This window comes from Alteromonas sp. KC3 (assembly GCF_016756315.1).
In the GTDB taxonomy this organism is placed as follows: Bacteria; Pseudomonadota; Gammaproteobacteria; order Enterobacterales; family Alteromonadaceae; genus Alteromonas.
Window position 1 is genome coordinate 4,408,735 of record NZ_AP024235.1, and the last position, 17,309, is coordinate 4,426,043.

Annotated in this window: 17 protein-coding genes; 6 read left to right on the forward strand and 11 right to left on the reverse strand. The window is 45.3% G+C overall.

Annotation, left to right across the window (positions count from 1 at the left end; genetic code table 11):
• Positions 1-76: 76 nt before the first annotated feature.
• Together mdoH and JN178_RS19445 are read right to left on the reverse strand one after the other, a co-directional pair.
• Positions 77-2,092 (reverse strand): glucans biosynthesis glucosyltransferase MdoH, encoded by a 2,016-nt coding sequence (gene mdoH / locus JN178_RS19440; protein ID WP_202262925.1) that lies wholly within the window; start codon positions 2,090-2,092, stop codon positions 77-79.
• Positions 2,070-3,695 carry a glucan biosynthesis protein gene (locus tag JN178_RS19445; protein WP_202262926.1) on the reverse strand — a complete coding sequence of 542 codons (1,626 nt, stop codon included), beginning with the start codon at positions 3,693-3,695 and terminating at the stop codon, positions 2,070-2,072. The genes mdoH and JN178_RS19445 overlap by 23 nt, the downstream gene beginning before the upstream one ends.
• Before the next feature lie 649 nt (positions 3,696-4,344).
• Between JN178_RS19445 and JN178_RS19450 the strand changes: the two genes are divergently transcribed.
• Complete coding sequence (locus JN178_RS19450) at positions 4,345-4,896, forward strand: outer membrane beta-barrel protein (RefSeq protein WP_202262927.1); 552 nt, start codon at positions 4,345-4,347, stop codon at positions 4,894-4,896.
• A gap of 57 nt (positions 4,897-4,953) precedes the next feature.
• On the opposite strand, the gene JN178_RS19455 is transcribed toward JN178_RS19450, so the two are convergent.
• Genes JN178_RS19455 through JN178_RS19470 form a run of 4 tightly spaced genes read right to left on the reverse strand, consistent with a single transcriptional unit; the run spans position 4,954 to position 8,725 of the window.
• A complete protein-coding gene (locus JN178_RS19455; protein WP_202262928.1) occupies positions 4,954-5,181 on the reverse strand; it encodes a YheU family protein in 228 nt (75 codons plus the stop codon).
• A gap of 53 nt (positions 5,182-5,234) precedes the next feature.
• Entirely contained in the window at positions 5,235-6,266 is a 1,032-nt protein-coding gene (locus tag JN178_RS19460; protein ID WP_202262929.1) for a hydrolase, read from the reverse strand.
• Positions 6,267-6,285: 19 nt separating this feature from the next.
• Positions 6,286-6,792, reverse strand: a complete 507-nt coding sequence (locus JN178_RS19465; protein ID WP_202262930.1) for a TIGR02444 family protein — start codon at positions 6,790-6,792, stop codon at positions 6,286-6,288.
• Complete coding sequence (locus JN178_RS19470; protein WP_202262931.1) at positions 6,773-8,725, reverse strand: ATP-binding cassette domain-containing protein; 1,953 nt, start codon at positions 8,723-8,725, stop codon at positions 6,773-6,775. Before JN178_RS19470 ends, JN178_RS19465 begins: the two co-directional genes overlap by 20 nt.
• Before the next feature lie 175 nt (positions 8,726-8,900).
• Here JN178_RS19470 and JN178_RS19475 point away from each other — a divergent pair, with 175 nt between their 5' ends.
• On the forward strand, positions 8,901-9,107 hold the full coding sequence (locus JN178_RS19475) for a YheV family putative zinc ribbon protein (RefSeq protein ID WP_159625535.1): 207 nt from the start codon (positions 8,901-8,903) through the stop codon (positions 9,105-9,107).
• 102 nt (positions 9,108-9,209) lie between these two features.
• Here the strand turns inward: JN178_RS19475 and JN178_RS19480 are convergent, their stop codons facing one another.
• Both JN178_RS19480 and JN178_RS19485 read right to left on the reverse strand, forming a co-directional pair.
• A complete protein-coding gene (locus tag JN178_RS19480) occupies positions 9,210-9,404 on the reverse strand; it encodes a hypothetical protein (protein WP_159625533.1) in 195 nt (64 codons plus the stop codon).
• A gap of 1 nt (position 9,405) precedes the next feature.
• Positions 9,406-9,609 (reverse strand): hypothetical protein, encoded by a 204-nt coding sequence (locus JN178_RS19485; protein ID WP_159625531.1) that lies wholly within the window; start codon positions 9,607-9,609, stop codon positions 9,406-9,408.
• A gap of 243 nt (positions 9,610-9,852) precedes the next feature.
• Between JN178_RS19485 and JN178_RS19490 the strand changes: the two genes are divergently transcribed.
• Complete coding sequence (locus JN178_RS19490; RefSeq protein ID WP_202262932.1) at positions 9,853-10,953, forward strand: DUF748 domain-containing protein; 1,101 nt, start codon at positions 9,853-9,855, stop codon at positions 10,951-10,953.
• 100 nt (positions 10,954-11,053) lie between these two features.
• Here the strand turns inward: JN178_RS19490 and JN178_RS19495 are convergent, their stop codons facing one another.
• The 3 genes from JN178_RS19495 to JN178_RS19505 all read right to left on the reverse strand — a co-directional run bounded on the left by JN178_RS19495 (position 11,054) and on the right by JN178_RS19505 (position 12,534).
• The gene (locus JN178_RS19495) at positions 11,054-11,212 is read right to left on the reverse strand and encodes a hypothetical protein (RefSeq protein WP_201283870.1); all 159 of its coding nucleotides are present in this window, start codon (positions 11,210-11,212) and stop codon (positions 11,054-11,056) included.
• A 132-nt stretch (positions 11,213-11,344) separates the two neighbouring features.
• Positions 11,345-11,593 (reverse strand): SlyX family protein, encoded by a 249-nt coding sequence (locus JN178_RS19500; protein WP_159625528.1) that lies wholly within the window; start codon positions 11,591-11,593, stop codon positions 11,345-11,347.
• A gap of 8 nt (positions 11,594-11,601) precedes the next feature.
• Positions 11,602-12,534, reverse strand: coding sequence for a WD40 repeat domain-containing protein (locus tag JN178_RS19505; RefSeq protein ID WP_202266145.1), 933 nt, complete (start codon positions 12,532-12,534; stop codon positions 11,602-11,604).
• 198 nt (positions 12,535-12,732) lie between these two features.
• Between JN178_RS19505 and fkpA the strand changes: the two genes are divergently transcribed.
• The 3 genes from fkpA to JN178_RS19520 all read left to right on the forward strand — a co-directional run bounded on the left by fkpA (position 12,733) and on the right by JN178_RS19520 (position 17,289).
• Entirely contained in the window at positions 12,733-13,515 is a 783-nt protein-coding gene (gene fkpA / locus JN178_RS19510; RefSeq protein ID WP_159625526.1) for an FKBP-type peptidyl-prolyl cis-trans isomerase, read from the forward strand.
• Between the two features lie 741 nt (positions 13,516-14,256).
• The gene (gene greB, locus JN178_RS19515; protein WP_159625524.1) at positions 14,257-14,742 is read left to right on the forward strand and encodes a transcription elongation factor GreB; all 486 of its coding nucleotides are present in this window, start codon (positions 14,257-14,259) and stop codon (positions 14,740-14,742) included.
• A 198-nt stretch (positions 14,743-14,940) separates the two neighbouring features.
• Positions 14,941-17,289 (forward strand): Tex family protein, encoded by a 2,349-nt coding sequence (locus JN178_RS19520; protein ID WP_202262933.1) that lies wholly within the window; start codon positions 14,941-14,943, stop codon positions 17,287-17,289.
• The last annotated feature ends 20 nt before the right edge of the window (positions 17,290-17,309 follow it).

Consider the following 17,309-nt stretch of genomic DNA (forward strand, 5'->3'; position numbering starts at 1 on the left):
TGTCAGTGACGAGTTTACTTTCGGTTAAACAAAAAACCGCACATTACGTGCGGTTTTTTATTCGCTTAAAATCGCTTTAGACATTATTTACCAAAGCAGGTCGCATGGGCAGCGGCTTTTCACTTAATACTTGTTCAGGCATAGTAAGCGACAAACTTACCGGCAAACTCGGCACCTGTGGCTTATGCTGACTGATAGCAAAGTATGACATTGCAACGCGCAAACGCTTCAGTGCTTTGCACTCATGAATTTCTTGGTCGATGACAAATACGCCCCATTTACGCATGGTAACGCCTAATCTATCGCTACTTGAAAGACGAATAACCGGTGCCGCTAACACCATACCCACCAGCACGGGGAGCAACCACATGAACAATGACGGTGTAAAATAGAAGGTTGTTACGCCCCAAGCAACCGCCAAACAGCTCATAATTTGAGTATGTTTAATGGCGACCTTCCAAGGCACCTTCCGCCCTTCGCGCTCTTGTGCTTCCCATTTAACCGAGTGCCCTACAAACACGCTGATCACAAAGTAGCTGTGATAAAACATCATAAGGGGGGCAATTAGCACTGCCATAAGTAGCTCCGCTGCCGCCCCTTTTAGCAATGACCAAGCACCGCCAAACTCGTCGCTTCGCTTAATAAGTGCAAGCACAATGCCCAACACTTTAGGCAAGAATAATAATGCAGCTGTTCCCCACATAGTCACCATCATCATATCTTGACGCGCAACCTGCCAGCTTGGGAACAACTGATACTCTGATACAAAAAATTCAGGCACTGACGTGGCACGTATAAGGGCGTCAGCTGTGCCAAGCGCCAGCATGCAAAACAGAATAAGCGACGAAATATAGGCAAACGCACCAAACAAGAAATGTAAGCGATTGGCCGTTTTAAGGCCTTTTACTTTAAGCAGGCCTAAATGCTGAATATTGCCCTGCACCCAACGACGGTCTCGAATGGCATAATCAACTATATTACTCGGAACTTCTTCGTAACTACCTGTGGTATCGGTAAGCAAATATGCTTGCCACCCTGCTCGACGTAAAAGCGCCGCTTCCACAAAGTCGTGACTTAGAATTTCCCCACCAAAAGGCGCACGCCCTTCCAACGTTGGCAAACCGCAATGCTGCATAAAAGGTGCGATGCGAATGATAGCGTTGTGCCCCCAATAGTTCGCACTGTCGGTTTGCCAAAACGATAAACCTGTTGCCAACATTGGGCTGTAAAGGTGCGCCGCAAATTGCACAAAGCGACCAAAAAAGGTGTTTTGGCGAACGGGCATAGGAATTGTCTGCACTAGGGCAGTGTCAGGGTTTTGTTCGATACGACGAGCCAAGTCTTGCATACGCTCGCCGCTCATAACGCTATCTGCATCGAGCACGATCATAGATTCATAGTGACCACCCCAGCGCTCACAGAAGTCCTTCAAATTTCCCACTTTTCGATGAAGATTTTGCTCTCGTCTACGATAGAAAACCTGCTGAGAAAATCGTCCTAGTCGCTTCTGTAAGCGTGCGAATGCGCGCAGTTCTGCGTCAGCCTTTTGCATATCACGCGTATCACTTAGCATATAGAAATCAAACTGCTTGGCATTCGCGCTGTCCATTAACTCGCGAATACAAGCCTCAAATCCCACCATAATTCGACGCGTATCTTCGTTATAGACTGGCATGACAATAGCGTGACGTTGATGCAACGGTGTTTGCGCATCAGGTGTTTGCAATGTCTTTTTCAAGCTGAGGGGGTCGATATTAAATAGCTGCAATACAAAGCCAATAATACCCGTCCAAAATGCCATACATAACCAAGCAAACAAGGTAAGCCCTAAGCCCAGCTGAGCAATTTCCAAATTGGTTAAGCCATTAGGTAAAAATATCTCATACAAACTCCAACCGGCCAGTGCCGTGCTTGGGATCACTAGCATCGCCATAATAAACAAACGCATGGTTTCTCCTTTGATAAACATTTGCGATGCCCTAGATGGCACATCGCTTTGACTGTGAGGCACCGCGTTATCCTCGTTTGATGAATCTTGCGTAGGCGTCGACAACGCGCGCGCAACGTGCTTATTGTTGTGGTTGATAGACATAGTTCCACACCTCACTAATACGCTTACCGTCTTTTTCAATATAAGCGCGCATATCTACGGTTTGCTTTTCTTTGGGTTTTACCAAAAACGTGGCGCGCCATTCTTGCCCATCGGCTACGGCATACAGTCTTTGATCGGAAATGGTTCCGTTAGCGCCTTGTACAACAAGCTTCATCGCTTGGTCGTCAAAAGAGGTATCTTGAGGCGCTGTGAAATCAACGCTGAATTGGCGGGTAGTCGACAGCTTGTCGTTCTTAAATTCATCCCCTGGCAGTACCGCTTTGCCTTGGCGAGTGCGTACAACTGACGCAAGTTCACTTACAAATGGATTTTGTTCTACTGTGCTCAATTGATAAGAAAAATACAGAGATTCCCCTGCATTAAAAGGCGTTTCTGGAGTCCAGAATGCAACAATATTGTCGTGAATTTCTGATTTGGTTGGGATCTCAACCACTTCGAGGCGGCCTTTGTCAAAGCCAGCTTCAGGCGTTACCCACAAGCCAGGGCGAAGATGATAGTTGGCTTCTGCATCAAGATAATTATCCCATTCTGCGTCGCGTTGCAGCATGCCGAAGCCTTTGGGAGCAGTGTCACTCAATGAAGTAACTTGTAAACGCGCTGGGTTAGTTAGCGGGCGCCAGATTTCTTCTCCCGCGTGCGTTACCATTAATACGCCATCACTATCGTGAACCTCTGGTCGATAGTCGTCGATACGTCCTTGCGTGTTTTCACCATACAAAAACATACTGGTAAACGGTGCAACCCCCAACTTTGCCACATCTTCACGCGCAAACAGCCAGCTTTCTACCTTTACGCGAGTATCTATACCAGGCTCAATAACAAACTTATATGCACCTGCTACCGACGGGCTCTCTAACCGAGCGTAAATCGTAATAGGCTGACCATCGCTTGGCTCAATCACCCAGAACTCAGTGAAATGCGGAAACTCTTCGCCCTTGGCAAGTGCAGTATCTATAGCCAATCCACGCGCAGAAATGCCGTAAACTTGGTTTTTACCCACTAAACGAAAATATGATGCACCTAAAAAAACAGCGAATTCGTCCTTGTACTCGTTATTTTTAATGGGGTAGTGAACACGAAAACCTGCAAATCCAGACTTTTCATCGGTAAGACCAGCCAACGCTTGCGCACTACCATCGTACTTAAACATAGCACTATCAAAAGGAAGGCGAGTCGGTGTATTGTCAGCACCTATAGTGTGAATAGTGACTGGGTATTCGTACAGAAAGCCAGGGTGAAAAAACTGCAGTTCGTAATCGTTTTCTCCACGCCATAAACTAGCCTCACTATCGAAACGAATAGAACGATAGGTGGTGTAATCAATTTCCTTAAGCTTAGTGTCAAGGCCGTGGTCATCCTGCTCGTAGTCTTCTTTTGCTGAAGCACGCGCAGCATCAATGACTGACTGTAGTACTGGCGAAGACTTTTGCGGTTGATTTGCATCACTGACCTCAACCGCCCATGCGCTTTGCTTTAAAGCACCAATAAACATTAAAGACAGTACACTTGCCATCGACACAAGCGTATGTGTTAGCGCTTGTGAGGTAAAACCTTTTGTTGAAAATAAAACTGGCTTAGCCATTTGTCCTCTCCTTATGAAAACAACGGTTACCGATGTGGGCAAAACACCTCATTCGCCAACGTTAAGAAAAGCGCTCTCTTCCTTTCTTATTCGTCGTGCCTTGCTCGCCTTGTCACTGATGAAGTAGATAAAGTGCTGTGAATCCCAATCCAGTCAAATGGGAAGTGGGGATAGGCGAACATTCGATAACATGCGTAGTTATTGAACAAAAGGCTGAGCAAAAGATGTTCCAATGCGCTAGGGGAGTGTATTAATTTAAAAAAAAGATTATTTAACAAATGGTTACATGATAAACATTCGATAATAGATGCAAGCAAAATGCTTAGTGAAGATAGTGAACACAGAAACCACGCCCAAAAGTGTTGTTTTTTAGCGACAGTTCTTATTTGTACTTCGAGGTAATAGGGTCGAAATGCGCTTTAACAGCGTCCTCAACATTCATTTCCTACCGAAAATTAACATTTAATATCAAATACTTAAAAACAAACCGTTCCTTTTCATATGTAAGTTGGCAAAGCCTTTGCACTCACCAGATAACGATAAGTTAGCGCTTGTTTCTTCCATACGGGTTGGCACAAGCACAAACGGTATGCATTGTTTTGAATGTATAAGCAAAACAATGCCACTGTGAATATTAAGGAGTTATCACATGCGTAAAGCAATCACACTATTGGCCGCACTTACTGCTGCAACACTGCCTCTTTCTGCGATGGCAGATAAGCCTGACTGGCGTTACGTTGAAGGTGGTTACACTAAAATGGACTTCGACGGTAATGAATCATTTGAACCAGACGGCCTTACCATCAACGGTAAATACCTGCTTAACAGTAATTGGTATCTTAATGGCGAATACAGCTTCTTTGAAGAAGGTAACTTTGACTTTGACACGCTGACGCTAGGTGCAGGCTATCGCCTTCCCGTTAATGCAACAACTGATGCATACTTCGGCGCAAACCTAGAACGCGTGGACGGCGACTTCGATGACGAAACAGGCTATAGCATTAACGCTGGTCTTCGCTCAATGATTACCGAACAGGTCGAGCTAGCAGGTGAAGTAGGTTACTACGATGTAGATGACGGTGAAGCGACGTTTAAGGTGGGCGCAAACTATTACATTACGCCGCAGTGGGCCGTAGGCGCTAACTATGAAGTTATTGACGACTGGGACATTATGCAAGTCACCGCTCGTTACGCGTTTTAAGCCTTCCTCTCCTCAGGCAGGTTAGCCGGGTTGCTCGACCCGGCGTTTTTGTTTTATCTACTCTTCGCCAGCTTGAATATCTTCTTTGCGCTTAATATCAACACTTTCATGAAGTTCTGAGTAAACCAACACCGCCTCGCCCGACTTTAGTCGTTTAAGCACTTGCTGCACTTTAACGTCAAGAGACACTTCTTGTTCGCCATAGTCCGTTCCCTCGCGAAGTACAAACGATTCAGCCAAGCTATACAGCGTATCGGCTTCTAGCGCATCAATTGGGATAATCATACAACCTCCGGTAGGTCTACGTTAACACTATCAATGGTGTTCATGACAAGTCGCTACTTTGAGTAACTGCAGGTACTGTCAACAGGTAACACTTCACTCACAAAACGTTTAACGCGCTCATGCAGCCACACTTTAGGATTGAGCATAGAGCCTTGCATGAAGCCCACATGACCACCTCTCTCACTCAACTCAACGGTCACATTGCGCGCTAGTTCTTCTTCTTTAGGCACAATTAAATGGTTCATAAACGGATCGTCGATGCTGTGAAGCACTAAAGTAGGACAGTGAATAGCGCTTAAGAAATGGTACGCACTACACTTTTCGTAATAGTCTTGGGCATCAGCAAAGCCGTGTAGTGGCGCCGTAATCTTCTCATCAAACTGCGTAAAACTGGTCATGCTATCCACATCGCTTTTGGTCAATTGGATCAATTTGCGATAGTCGATGTATTCCATTTTTTTGCGTAGCGTGTTTTTCATGCTCGTGAGTAAATACTTCTGATATACCCGTGAAAAACCTTGGTTAATCGACTTAGCACACTCAGAGAGCTTTAACGGCGACGAAATAGCAACAGCGGCTTTAAGCCAACGCTGTGCGGGGTTTTCTCCCAATAATTTGAGCAACATGTTTCCCCCTAATGAGAAGCCAATTGCGACTTTAGGGATACGGGGAAATTTGTCATGAAGCCATTGTAAAAAGAAGCTGGGATCTTCAGTCTCACCACTGTGGTAGGCGCGAGCTTTTAAATTAGGCACACCACTACAACCGCGATAATGCATCATCACTACCTGCCAGCCATTAACCGATAACTGTGCCATCATATCGTTGGCGTAATGAGATTTGATGCTACCCTCTAAACCGTGAAATAGCACCACGATCCCAGACGTCTCTTGTGGCTTTGGCCCCCATGCAACGTCAACAAAATCATCATCAGGTAATGTGAGTCGCTCCATTTCGTAAGAAAGGGGAAGACGTTTTTGAATAAAGCGCGGCCATATTGTTTGCACATGACGATTTTTGGCCCACCCTGGCACTTTGAAGCTGCTTTTAACTATTTTTCCATGCGATAGCGCTGATTTACTCATTCTGTTTCTTATGTTTTTGTTACGGTAATTGGTTAACAACTAGACTTATTAGGCGACGCGCTTCGCTACTCTCTCTTAAGCCATAAGCATTAATGAATGCAGCGATAGAGGCGTTAAATACATTACCAGCTTGAACTTGTGGCGGTAAACAACTCACTTCTTCGGCATTAAACGCAGTGATCATGTCGTTCTGCTGCGCCCTTTCTAGAGCCAGTTCTTCTGCTTTTAATGCCTCGTAATGTGCACTGTCGCCACCTTTTTCAGGGTGGGCGGCTTTGCGAAGAGCGCGATGTGCTACCAATTTCGCTTCGCTCGTTGACGTCGACACTATAACGTTTTTTAGCTGGCTTAAGTTTATGATGGCATTATTTTCCAAACACCAGCATACAAGCAAGAGAACGTTTACATTTACGCCATGGTTATCTTGAAGTACTAACGCTAAAGGTGCGATATCCGCAGAGGTATAACGACTTACACTGTATTGCCAAAACGTGTTTGCATCGAGTTTAGGCGTTGGCGCTGTCATAAGCTTCTCGCTCCAATTCAATTTGCTCTTGCGCATCTAGCCACGCCATTTCTTCTTCTTCTAACTGCTGCTTTAATTTGGTTTGCTTATCAAGTAACTGCATCAACGTTGATTTGTTTTCTTCGTTGTAAAGCGCAGTATCAGACAGCGACGCTTCAACATCATTAAGTGCAGCAGTGTGTTTTTCCATGGCCTTTTCGTGCTTTTCTACTGCTTTTTTATATGGTGCTATCTTCTGTCTAAATTCTGCTTCGCGGCGCTTTTCTTCTTTACGGTCAATTTTACGCTCTGGCTTACTTTGATCACCTGCTGTTTTAAGCGCTTCCTCTTTCGCGTCGCTATTTGCCTTTGCTTTTTCTGCAGCCTGTTGCTTCAAGATCCAATCGCGGTAGTCGTCTAAGTCTCCACTGAATGGCTCAACCGCACCACTGTCCACTAAGTAAAAGTCTTCACACACTGAAGACAATAAGAAACGATCGTGCGAAACCAGTACCATGGCACCTTCAAACCCCTGAAGCGCGATATTTAGTGCATGGCGCATTTCAAGATCTAAATGGTTGGTCGGTTCATCGAGAAGCAATAGATTAGGCTTTTGATAAACAATAAGGGCAAGTACCAAGCGCGCTTTTTCGCCACCCGACATAGGGGCAACTGGCGCTAGTGCCTCATCGCCGTTAAAGCCAAAACCACCAAGATAGTCACGAAGTTGTTGTTCTGTTGCTTTTTCATCTATTCGCTGTAAGTGCAACAACGGCGTAGCGTTGGCATCAAGTGTTTCCAGCTGATGCTGCGCAAAATAGCCTATCTTAAGCCCCTTGGCCGTATTGAATATGCCCTGTTTGGGCGCATGTACGCCAGCAAGGAGTTTAATTAATGTTGATTTACCTTGACCATTTCGCCCCAATAGACCGATACGACTACCCGGTACTAAATTGAGCTTCACATGCTCTAACACAATGTGATTTTCATAGCCGAGCTGGATATTTTCCATCTGCACCAAAGGATTCGGTAATGCCGTAGGGGCAGCAAAGGCAAAACTAAATGGGCTCGCCATGTGCGCTGGCAATAACACTTCCATTTTTTCTAACTGCTTGATACGACTTTGAGCCTGCTTAGCCTTACTCGCCTTAGCCTTAAATCGGGTAATAAATGAATTGAGATGAGCGACCTTTGCCTGTTGCTTTTCATACTCTAAGTTTTGCAAGCGAATGCGTTCAGCGCGTTGAGTTTCGTAAGCAGAATAGTTGCCGGTGTACGTGATCAGTTTTTGATGTTCAACGCTAACGATTTGAGCAACGGTGTTATCAATGAATGCTTTATCGTGAGAAATTAATAGCAATGTACCGTTATAGCGCTGTAACCATTTCTCAAGCCAAATTACCGCATCTAAATCTAAGTGGTTTGTTGGCTCATCCAGCAATAATAGGTCTGACGGACACAAAAGTGCTTGCGCCAAATTTAAGCGCATACGCCATCCACCTGAAAAGTCGGTAACAGGTGCGCTAAGCTGTTGATTGGTAAATCCAAGTCCAGACAAAATAGTGGCAGCGCGAGACTCAACATCGTACGCGCCAGCTTGCTCTAGTTGACCATGTAGCTGGCCTATTTGCACGCCGTCTTCACGGGCTTCTGCTTCAGCCAATTGAGCTTGAAGTGCACGTAAGTGTTTATCGCCATCAATCACGTAGTCAATTGCACTACGATCAGATGCAGGTGTCTCCTGCGCGACACTCACTATGCGCCAATCGCTTGGAACACTGCAATTGCCAGCATCTACACTTAACTCATTTCTCAGAAGTGCAAAGAGCGTAGATTTACCGCATCCGTTACTCCCAATAAGCGCTACTTTATGGCCAGGGAATACCTGCATAGACGCGTCTTCTAGCAGCATTTTGCGGCCGCGAAGCAATGAAACGTTAGAAAGCTTGATCATGAATTACCTGCGATGAACAACTGAGGGCGCGTATAATACCAGTTAGTACAAGCATTACACAGCTTTCGTCTGATGACGTTTATTCACTCGCATAATAACAAAAACTTGGGGGAATAGCTGATCAGTAACGCCTGTTTAACGTATAATACGTGCGAATTTCCACAAAGGTGTATGTATGTCAAACCGCGTAAGACGTCGCTTTGTTGCAGGAGCAACCTGCCCTAAATGCCAGGAGCAAGATACTATTTCGCTCTATTTTGAGAATAACGTGGAAAAGTTAGAGTGTGTTGCGTGTGGTTATCACGAAGCCCAAACTGACGAAAAAGTCAGTGCAGTAACACGTGCAAACGAAGACGTTATCGGTATTTTTAAACCACACTAGTACGTAATCTTTTCAAAATGCTGCGTAGAAGTCACATACTGCAGGCATGTGAAAAGTGCGATAAAGAAGTGTGAACATGTTATCGTTCACACTTCTTAAACATTAGGTCTCGCTTTTTGAGCGCTTCAATAGCAGCCACCTCGTGGCCACAAACACCAGTCCCGTAACACCTCCTGAAACGAAATAGGTAGCTAGTTTGACATTGTCAGACATACGTTCAATAACATCACCAAGTATGTAAAGCTGTAATAAGCCTGCGACAACACTTACCAAAAATGCCCAAAAAACGATAGCCATGTTAGTCAGTCCACATAACGTCAAACATGTATGCTACAGCAGCACCCACGCCGCCGCCCAGCATGCCCATTGGGCCAGAGAAACTGCCCGCGACTGCACCGCCTAATGTGTTGGCGAAAAGCGCCCCCATTTCGAAGTCGCCCCAGCAGTATTCAGCACAACCGCCGCTTACCATCGTAATTTCGTTCATTTGTAGTTGTTGCATTGTTCTTTCCTTAGATACAAGTCGTAGCCTGATTGCTACCTGTAAAGCATGGCATAACACAGGCAAAAATGAACCTGATCTTACGCCTAGAATTTTGCGCAATTCACTCATTGCTTAGCGCGTGTGGTGAGCAAACTCGCTTTAGGTACAGTTCTTGAAGGCTTTAGGACAACACATTGGGATTTAAAACGATGAACCAATTTAAATCCCAGTTCCTTATACGTAACGAGAAGGCGAACAGTGATGAGTAGGACACGCGTTGTTACCATGTTACTTGCCGTGCTAATCACGCTTGGAGCTGTGCGCGTCAGTTTACCTTATGCGGTAGCGTGGTATATCAACAATACATTGAGCCAGCCAGGCAATTACGATGGCCGAGTGGGTGATGTTGACCTTATGTTATGGCGAGGTGCGTACAGCCTTGAACACGTATTGCTATACAAGGCGAATGGCGAAGTAGACCGCCCGTTATTTAAAGCCGACTATGTCGAATTTACGCTTTCTTGGACACAACTATTAGACGGTGCAGCAGTAGGTCGCGTGGTGGTTAATTCGCCTGAGATAAACTTTATTGACAGTAATGCCAGCGAAAAACGTCAGTCTGGTAAGAACGAAAATTGGCTCTCTATTGCCGATCAGCTATTTCCATTACGCATTGATAAACTAGCGATAAACAATGGCAAAGTTGCTTTTTATAACCCTGATACCACCCCCGCTATTGATATTTCACTGCATGATATTCAACTTGAGCTTAATAACCTTGTAAACAGCGATAGATTGTCAGATACACGAGTGGCCACCGGTAAAGCAACTGGACAGACTGCAGAGCAAGGCACATTAACAGTAGACGCCAAACTTAATCCGGCTACCCATGCCCCCACTTTCGATATTGATATACACGCAGATAATGTGGGCTTGGTCAATTTTAAGAATCTATTAGACACTTACGCACCCTTTGACTTGGAAGCAGGCACAATGACACTTGCCGCTGAAATCGCGTCAAACGAAGGCAAAGTAAAAGGTTATGTGAAGCCCATCTTGCACAACGTAGAAGTGTTTAGCTGGAAAGGTGATATCCAGCAAGATGGCGATGGTTTTTTTGAAGGTAGTATTGAAGCCATTTCAGCATTAGTGACTGAGCTTTTCGAAAACCAAAGTAAAGATCAGATTGCAACGCGCATCCCCATTGAAGGTGATATTTCTGACCCAGAAGCGCAAACATGGGATGCCTTCACTGCTATTTTAAAAAACGCTTTTGTACAGGCCTTCAATGGTGATGTAGAAAAAACCATTGAGTTGGAAAGACTTGATGTTGATAAGTCACAACAAGAAAGCACAGACTAGGTTGTACACAATACACCCGTGATTATACTGTGCTTTATCGCTCTAGCTCCTGCGAAAGATAAATACTTTTGTTGCTAGCAAGGCAACAACTGGCAGCATACTAAATCGTACAGCTATCACCGCAGTCATTTGCACCATCTCGCATGCCTTCAATTTGCTGACTTTCTTGCTTGTCTTTCTCTGCCTGCTTCTGTGTCACAGTTTCTTCAATGGCGTCGAAATCAAGGTTGTCAAACGCATCCATATCAAAGTCACTCATTACAACGTGCCCTTATCGTGTTTTCGTAAAAAATAAATAGAATTCAATTATAAATGGGGCAGTCACTTTTAGTGAACTAAATCGCTAGTTCAAAGCGCGATAACCCATAACGAATTAAATGATCAACACGCTCTAGTAATGGGGAGGGGGCGTTTCTTCAGATTGTTTAGCAATATTTGATGGCTCTATCGATTTCACTCTGTCGATAACATGGCGCACCTTAAACGCAATATCATCCAACTGTTGCTGCTGTGAAGACAATGCATCATTAAGGGCATCAATAGTATGTTCCTGGAAGGCTACTTTGGTTTGCAGTTCTTCAATATAACTATGGGCGGTATCCAGCTGTTCTTGTAAAGCTGCTATACGTGTGTCAGTCATGCTTGTCTCTATTTCTCTCGTTGCCATACTTCGGCTAGGCCGCTGCTACTTGCTGATACTATATTACCATCTGGCATGAAGGCGACGCCATACACAACTGCGGTAGGCGGAGAGATAGTTTCTCGAGATGCCACCTGAATGGCTTGCAGCTGATCACCTGTTTTAATGTCCCACAAGTAAACCTTTCGCGAAGGCGAACCAGTAAGTAAATACTTACCATCCTTCGAGAATTCAACATCAGTAAATATTTTCTGACGAGACGCAAAGTTAAGTGCACTCACCGCTTGGCCAGTTTGTACATTCCATATCTGTGACTTACTTTTACTATCAGCAGTAAAGGCGTACCGACCTTCATCGTCTAGTGCTACCTTTGTTACGCGTGTTGGATGAGTGAACGTGTGAATAATTTGACCCGTTTCTGTGCTCCACAGATAAGCAATATAATCATTGCCACCAGTAAGGGCATATTTACCATTAGGTGAAATATCAATGGAATTTACCTTTTCCTGATGGCCAAGAAATTCTAAACGCCTCGATGTGCGAGGCTCAAAATACATGACCTTTCCACTAGAGCGCGCGACAAGTATACCATCGCCATTATTCGCTACTGCTACGTCGCGAATTGATGACTCATCGATGCGCCAAAACCCTTCAGGTTCCCCAGTTTCCATACTCCACAGAGCAAACGCTTCGCGGTCAGCAGTAACGATATAGCGCTTGTCAGCACTAATATGCACCGACATGACTAAGTTGTTACCCTCACCTTGGTGTCCCCAGTGATACAAAGGCTCATCTTCACCAATGCGCCATACATTAATGCCATTATCAACGCCAGATAACACCGAAATGGTGCCATCTGTAGAGATATCTGCGGCATATGCGCCTTCTTCTACATGACGCCACTGTTGTATTGGCGTAGTATCAGGAACAGAACACCCTATGGATACGCCAATAAGTACGACGAGTAACACTATTCTGAGGAACATTTGGGCCTTAAACATAATCAAATGGGTTTCGCTTTGTAAACGCTAGGTTTAACATAGCATGGATCACGCATCTTTAAACTATCGTGCACACTGCCTTGGATGCAGCAGTATAGACATAGACGCATGATGATAAAAATTAATGGAGACGTTTTTATGCAGAAGTCGCTCGTTGCCTTATCTACTATCGCTGCGCTAGGCCTTTTCGCTTGCCAGCCAAACACCACAGATGAGGCCGCTTCTAACGCTGATAGTGCAAAAACAACTTCTGTCTCTGCAGAAGAAATGACAGATTCACAAAAGCAGGCTTATGCCATGGGCGCAAGCATGGGTTTATTTGTTAGCAATCGCGCTGAACAACAAGCTACGCTTGGCCTTGAACTAGACCAAGAAGCCTTAAAGCAAGGGTTCAATGATGGCCTTGCAGATACACTTAAATTCACTCCAGAGCAGATTCAACAAATTGCTCAACAAGGTGAAGAAGTACTGCGTGCTAAACAACAAGAAATGGCTGCCCAAGCTGCTGAGAAAAACATTGAGGCAGGCTTAGCCTACCTAGAAGAAAACGGTAAACGCGAAGGTGTTGTAACCACTGACTCTGGACTTCAGTACGAAGTACTGACCGAAGGTGAAGGTGCCAGCCCAGCAGCAACAGATGTGGTAAAAGTCCACTACCGCGGCACCTTGCTAGACGGTACTGAGTTTGACTCTTCTTACAAGCGTGGTGAGCCTGCTGAGTTCCCACTTAACCGCGTTATTGCAGGCTGGACTGAAGGCGTGCAGCTGATGAAAGAAGGCGCGAAATATCGCTTCCACATTCCATCAGAATTGGCCTATGGTCAACGCTCAACAGGTGCAATCACACCAAACTCTACACTTGTTTTTGATGTAGAGTTGCTTGAAGTGGTTAAGCCAGAAGCAGACGAAGCTGCTGAGTAATCACTGAGCGAACGTCCTCTATTTGCGGGGATATAAAAGAGAAAGCCGACACACAATGCGTCGGCTTTTTTGTTTAGTGAGTCAGCGTAATCCTTGCCTACCTTTTCCCTACGAGCTAGTGGGTTTTCACCACGCGCGTACCCAAATAGTAAAGTGGGTTATTCAATATGCTTGGTGCCTCGAATCACTCTTTAAGCATAGTTGAAAACGGCAATTTTGCACTTCGCGAGCGCCACTTTCTTGTAACGATTTAGCCTTAAAGCCGTACGCTTAGAACCTTAAGTTTTAACGCCCGTTATCGCTGGGGTGCACGCCTTCTTTCAGTTGGGACTTTTAAGGTAGCAAAGTAATTAAGCAACGAGTGCCCTATTTTATACATTGTGCAACCGGCGATAAGATACAGCACGGTTTCGATGCTTTTGAGACGAACAACAATATCGAGTAAGGCGTACAACAAGAACAGCGCACCGCTTAAAAAAAGCATAAAACCTATGATAGTACCGCTGGTTTGCAAGGGATCTTGATCCGATCGCCTTCGGTTAATCAAAGGTAAGTTGTTACGCATTAGTTTCCCCTAGTGACTTGTATATTATTTATACTACGACACTACACTTTTAGATTATGTTCAATAAATATTCAAACTCTCTGTATTAACTCATTTTTAAACGCACTAAAGATTGCGTTTTTGCGCAATACCCTCATAAAGTAAGAGGTATAGAAAAATATTGCTTTTAGAACATTGTGAAAACGCCACTTATTACCCGCAAAGGTTACTTAAAACTTAAGCAAGAACTCGACTTTCTATGGCGAGAGGAACGGCCAGAGATAACACGCAAAGTAACGTGGGCAGCTAGCCTAGGAGATCGCAGTGAAAATGCCGACTACCAATACAACAAGAAGAAGCTACGCGAAATAGACCGCCGTGTGCGCTATTTGCGTAAATGTCTAGAGAACCTGAAGGTTGTAGATTACGACTCACAGCAAGAAGGCAAAGTCTTTTTCGGCGCATGGGTAGAGATTGAAAACGAGAGCGGCAAAGTGATGGAACTGCGTCTTGTTGGTTACGATGAAATATTCGGCCGCAAAGACTATATCTCTATCGATTCGCCCATGGCGCGCGCGTTGGTTGGAAAAGAAGAAGATGATGAATTTACGGTTAAAACTGAAACCGGAACCAAAGAATGGTGGATCAACCGAATTTGGTATGACCCTACCGACAAGCTATAAGCCACCTTGTGTAACGTAGATATGACAATCTCTTTGGCTACGCGCCTTTCAAAGCAATAATGATCAGACGACTTATACTAAACCGCGGTGCTATACTCACCGCTCAATTTTTCACTCGTAACGCTGTGTGCCACGGGCAGTTAACACATCGTTAATTCGCACTTTCCTATCGCGAATTTTTGCACTTTAGAGCGACTTATGATTATCAATAAAATTGCCGAAGAACTTGCCGTTCAACCTTCGCAAGTTACTGCTGCCGTTAAACTTCTTGATGAAGGAGCAACCGTTCCTTTTATTGCACGTTATCGTAAAGAAGTCACACAGGGGCTCGACGATACCCAACTGCGTAACCTAGAACAGCGCCTCACTTATTTGCGTGAGCTGGAGGAGCGTCGCGATGTTATTCTTAAGTCGATTGAAGAGCAGGGCAAACTCAGCGATACGCTAAAAGCAAGTATTGTTGGCGCAGAGAGTAAGACCACGTTAGAAGACTTGTACTTACCCTATAAGCCACGTCGACGCACAAAAGGGCAGATCGCCATCGAAGCTGGCCTTGAAGGTCTTGCCGATACCTTGTTCAACGACCCTAATACCGATATCGACGCTACCGCACAGTCGTATGTCGATGCCGAAAAGGGTGTTGCTGATACCAAAGCGGCACTTGAAGGTGCGCGCTATATCCTTATGGAACGTTTTGCTGAAGATGCCGCCCTACTTGGTAAAATTCGTCACTACTTGGTGGAAAATGCCCACCTCAAAAGCACTGTTGCACCGGGCAAAGAAAAAGAAGCCGTAAAATACAAAGACTACTTCGAGCACAGCGAAAAGTACAAAACAGTGCCATCACATCGCGCCCTAGCGATGTTTAGAGGGCGCAATGAAGGCATGCTTCACATTCAGTTAGATGCAGATCCGCAAAATGAAGAAAACGGTCCATCACATTGTGAGCACATTATCGCGAGCCACTACGACATTATGCATCGCGGTCGCAGTGCAGATGACTTTCTTGCTCAAGTTGTGCAGTGGACGTGGAAAATCAAAATTGGTCTTCACATGGAGACTGAACTCTTTAGTACCTTGCGTGAACGCGCTGAAGAAGAGGCCATTGAGGTCTTTGCTAAGAACTTGAATGACCTACTTATGGCCGCGCCCGCTGGCGCGAAGACTACCATGGGCCTCGATCCGGGCTTGCGCACGGGTGTAAAAGTCGCCGTGGTAGACCAAACAGGCAAAGTTGTAGCGACCAACACAATTTTCCCTCATGCACCACAAAACCAGTGGGACAAATCGATTCGTACGCTCACGACTTTGTGCAAACAGTACAAGGTTGACCTTATCAGTATAGGGAATGGTACAGGCTCTCGCGAAACGGATAAGCTCGTTGCTGAAATGTTGAAGAACAACAGTGATTTGAGTGCTCAGAAAATTATGGTGAGTGAAGCAGGGGCATCGGTATATTCGGCTTCAGAATTGGCTTCCAAAGAATTGCCAGAACTTGATGTGTCGCTACGTGGTGCTGTATCTATTGCTCGCCGTTTACAGGATCCACTTGCAGAGCTGGTAAAAATTGAGCCAAAAGCTATTGGTGTTGGCCAATATCAGCACGACGTAAGCCAAAGTCAGTTAGGTAAGTCGCTAGACCGTGTAATTGAAGACTGCGTAAACGCTGTAGGGGTCGACCTAAATACGGCATCACCGGCGCTACTAAGCTATGTGTCTGGCTTGAACAAAACCCTCGCGCACAACATTGTAAACTTCAGAGATACTAATGGGGCTTTCCCTGACAGAAAAGCCTTACTAAACGTTGAACGTTTAGGTCCAAAAGCGTTTGAACAAGCTGCCGGCTTCTTGCGGATTGTTAACGGGACAAACCCGCTAGACGCTTCTGCGGTGCACCCAGAAGCTTATCCCGTTGTAGACAAGATAGTGGACACCACTGCTGTGGCAGTCAACGACATCATTGGCAATACGGAGTTACTGAAAAGTTTGTCGCCCGACACCTTCACCAGTGAGGCGTTTGGTCTACCTACCGTAAAAGACATCTTGAAAGAACTTGATAAACCAGGACGCGATCCTCGCCCAGAATTTAAAACCGCGGCATTTAAAGAGGGTGTTGAAACCATCAATGACCTTAAGCCAGGCATGATTTTGGAAGGCGTTGTAAGTAACGTTGCCAATTTTGGTGCCTTTGTCGATGTAGGCGTGCATCAAGATGGGCTGGTGCATATATCGGCGCTAACGAACAAGTTTATCTCTGACCCCCGTGAAGTGGTAAAAGCGGGTGACATTGTCAAAGTTAAAGTGCTAGAGGTAGATGTACCACGCAAACGTATTTCATTTACCATGCGCCTTGACGATACGCCAAATCAAGCTGGTGGCTCAGCAGATAAAGGGCCGCGTGCGGGTAAAGGCTCAAATAAAGGACCAAACAAGGGGCAAGGCAAGCAATCAGGGCAACAAAGGAGCGGGCAGAGTCGAAGTAACCAAGTGCAAAACAGTGCCATGGGCAATGCGTTTGCCGATGCCTTTGCAAAAGCGAAAAAGTAATTTGTGACTCTGAGTATGCG

Bases quoted from the DNA above. Each gene is read 5' to 3' on its own strand.
- JN178_RS19520 (WP_202262933.1), top strand. From the start codon at position 14,941: ATGATTATCAATAAAATTGCCGAAGAACTTGCCGTTCAACCTTCGCAA.
- JN178_RS19445 (WP_202262926.1), bottom strand. From the start codon at position 3,695: ATGGCTAAGCCAGTTTTATTTTCAACAAAAGGTTTTACCTCACAAGCG.
- JN178_RS19470 (WP_202262931.1), bottom strand. From the start codon at position 8,725: ATGATCAAGCTTTCTAACGTTTCATTGCTTCGCGGCCGCAAAATGCTG.
- JN178_RS19460 (WP_202262929.1), bottom strand. From the start codon at position 6,266: ATGAGTAAATCAGCGCTATCGCATGGAAAAATAGTTAAAAGCAGCTTC.
- JN178_RS19475 (WP_159625535.1), top strand. From the start codon at position 8,901: ATGTCAAACCGCGTAAGACGTCGCTTTGTTGCAGGAGCAACCTGCCCT.
- JN178_RS19495 (WP_201283870.1), bottom strand. From the start codon at position 11,212: ATGAGTGACTTTGATATGGATGCGTTTGACAACCTTGATTTCGACGCC.
- JN178_RS19485 (WP_159625531.1), bottom strand. From the start codon at position 9,609: ATGCAACAACTACAAATGAACGAAATTACGATGGTAAGCGGCGGTTGT.
- mdoH (WP_202262925.1), bottom strand. From the start codon at position 2,092: ATGTCTATCAACCACAACAATAAGCACGTTGCGCGCGCGTTGTCGACG.
- JN178_RS19455 (WP_202262928.1), bottom strand. From the start codon at position 5,181: ATGATTATCCCAATTGATGCGCTAGAAGCCGATACGCTGTATAGCTTG.
- JN178_RS19480 (WP_159625533.1), bottom strand. From the start codon at position 9,404: ATGGCTATCGTTTTTTGGGCATTTTTGGTAAGTGTTGTCGCAGGCTTA.
- JN178_RS19500 (WP_159625528.1), bottom strand. From the start codon at position 11,593: ATGACTGACACACGTATAGCAGCTTTACAAGAACAGCTGGATACCGCC.
- fkpA (WP_159625526.1), top strand. From the start codon at position 12,733: ATGCAGAAGTCGCTCGTTGCCTTATCTACTATCGCTGCGCTAGGCCTT.
- JN178_RS19465 (WP_202262930.1), bottom strand. From the start codon at position 6,792: ATGACAGCGCCAACGCCTAAACTCGATGCAAACACGTTTTGGCAATAC.
- JN178_RS19450 (WP_202262927.1), top strand. From the start codon at position 4,345: ATGCGTAAAGCAATCACACTATTGGCCGCACTTACTGCTGCAACACTG.
- JN178_RS19490 (WP_202262932.1), top strand. From the start codon at position 9,853: ATGAGTAGGACACGCGTTGTTACCATGTTACTTGCCGTGCTAATCACG.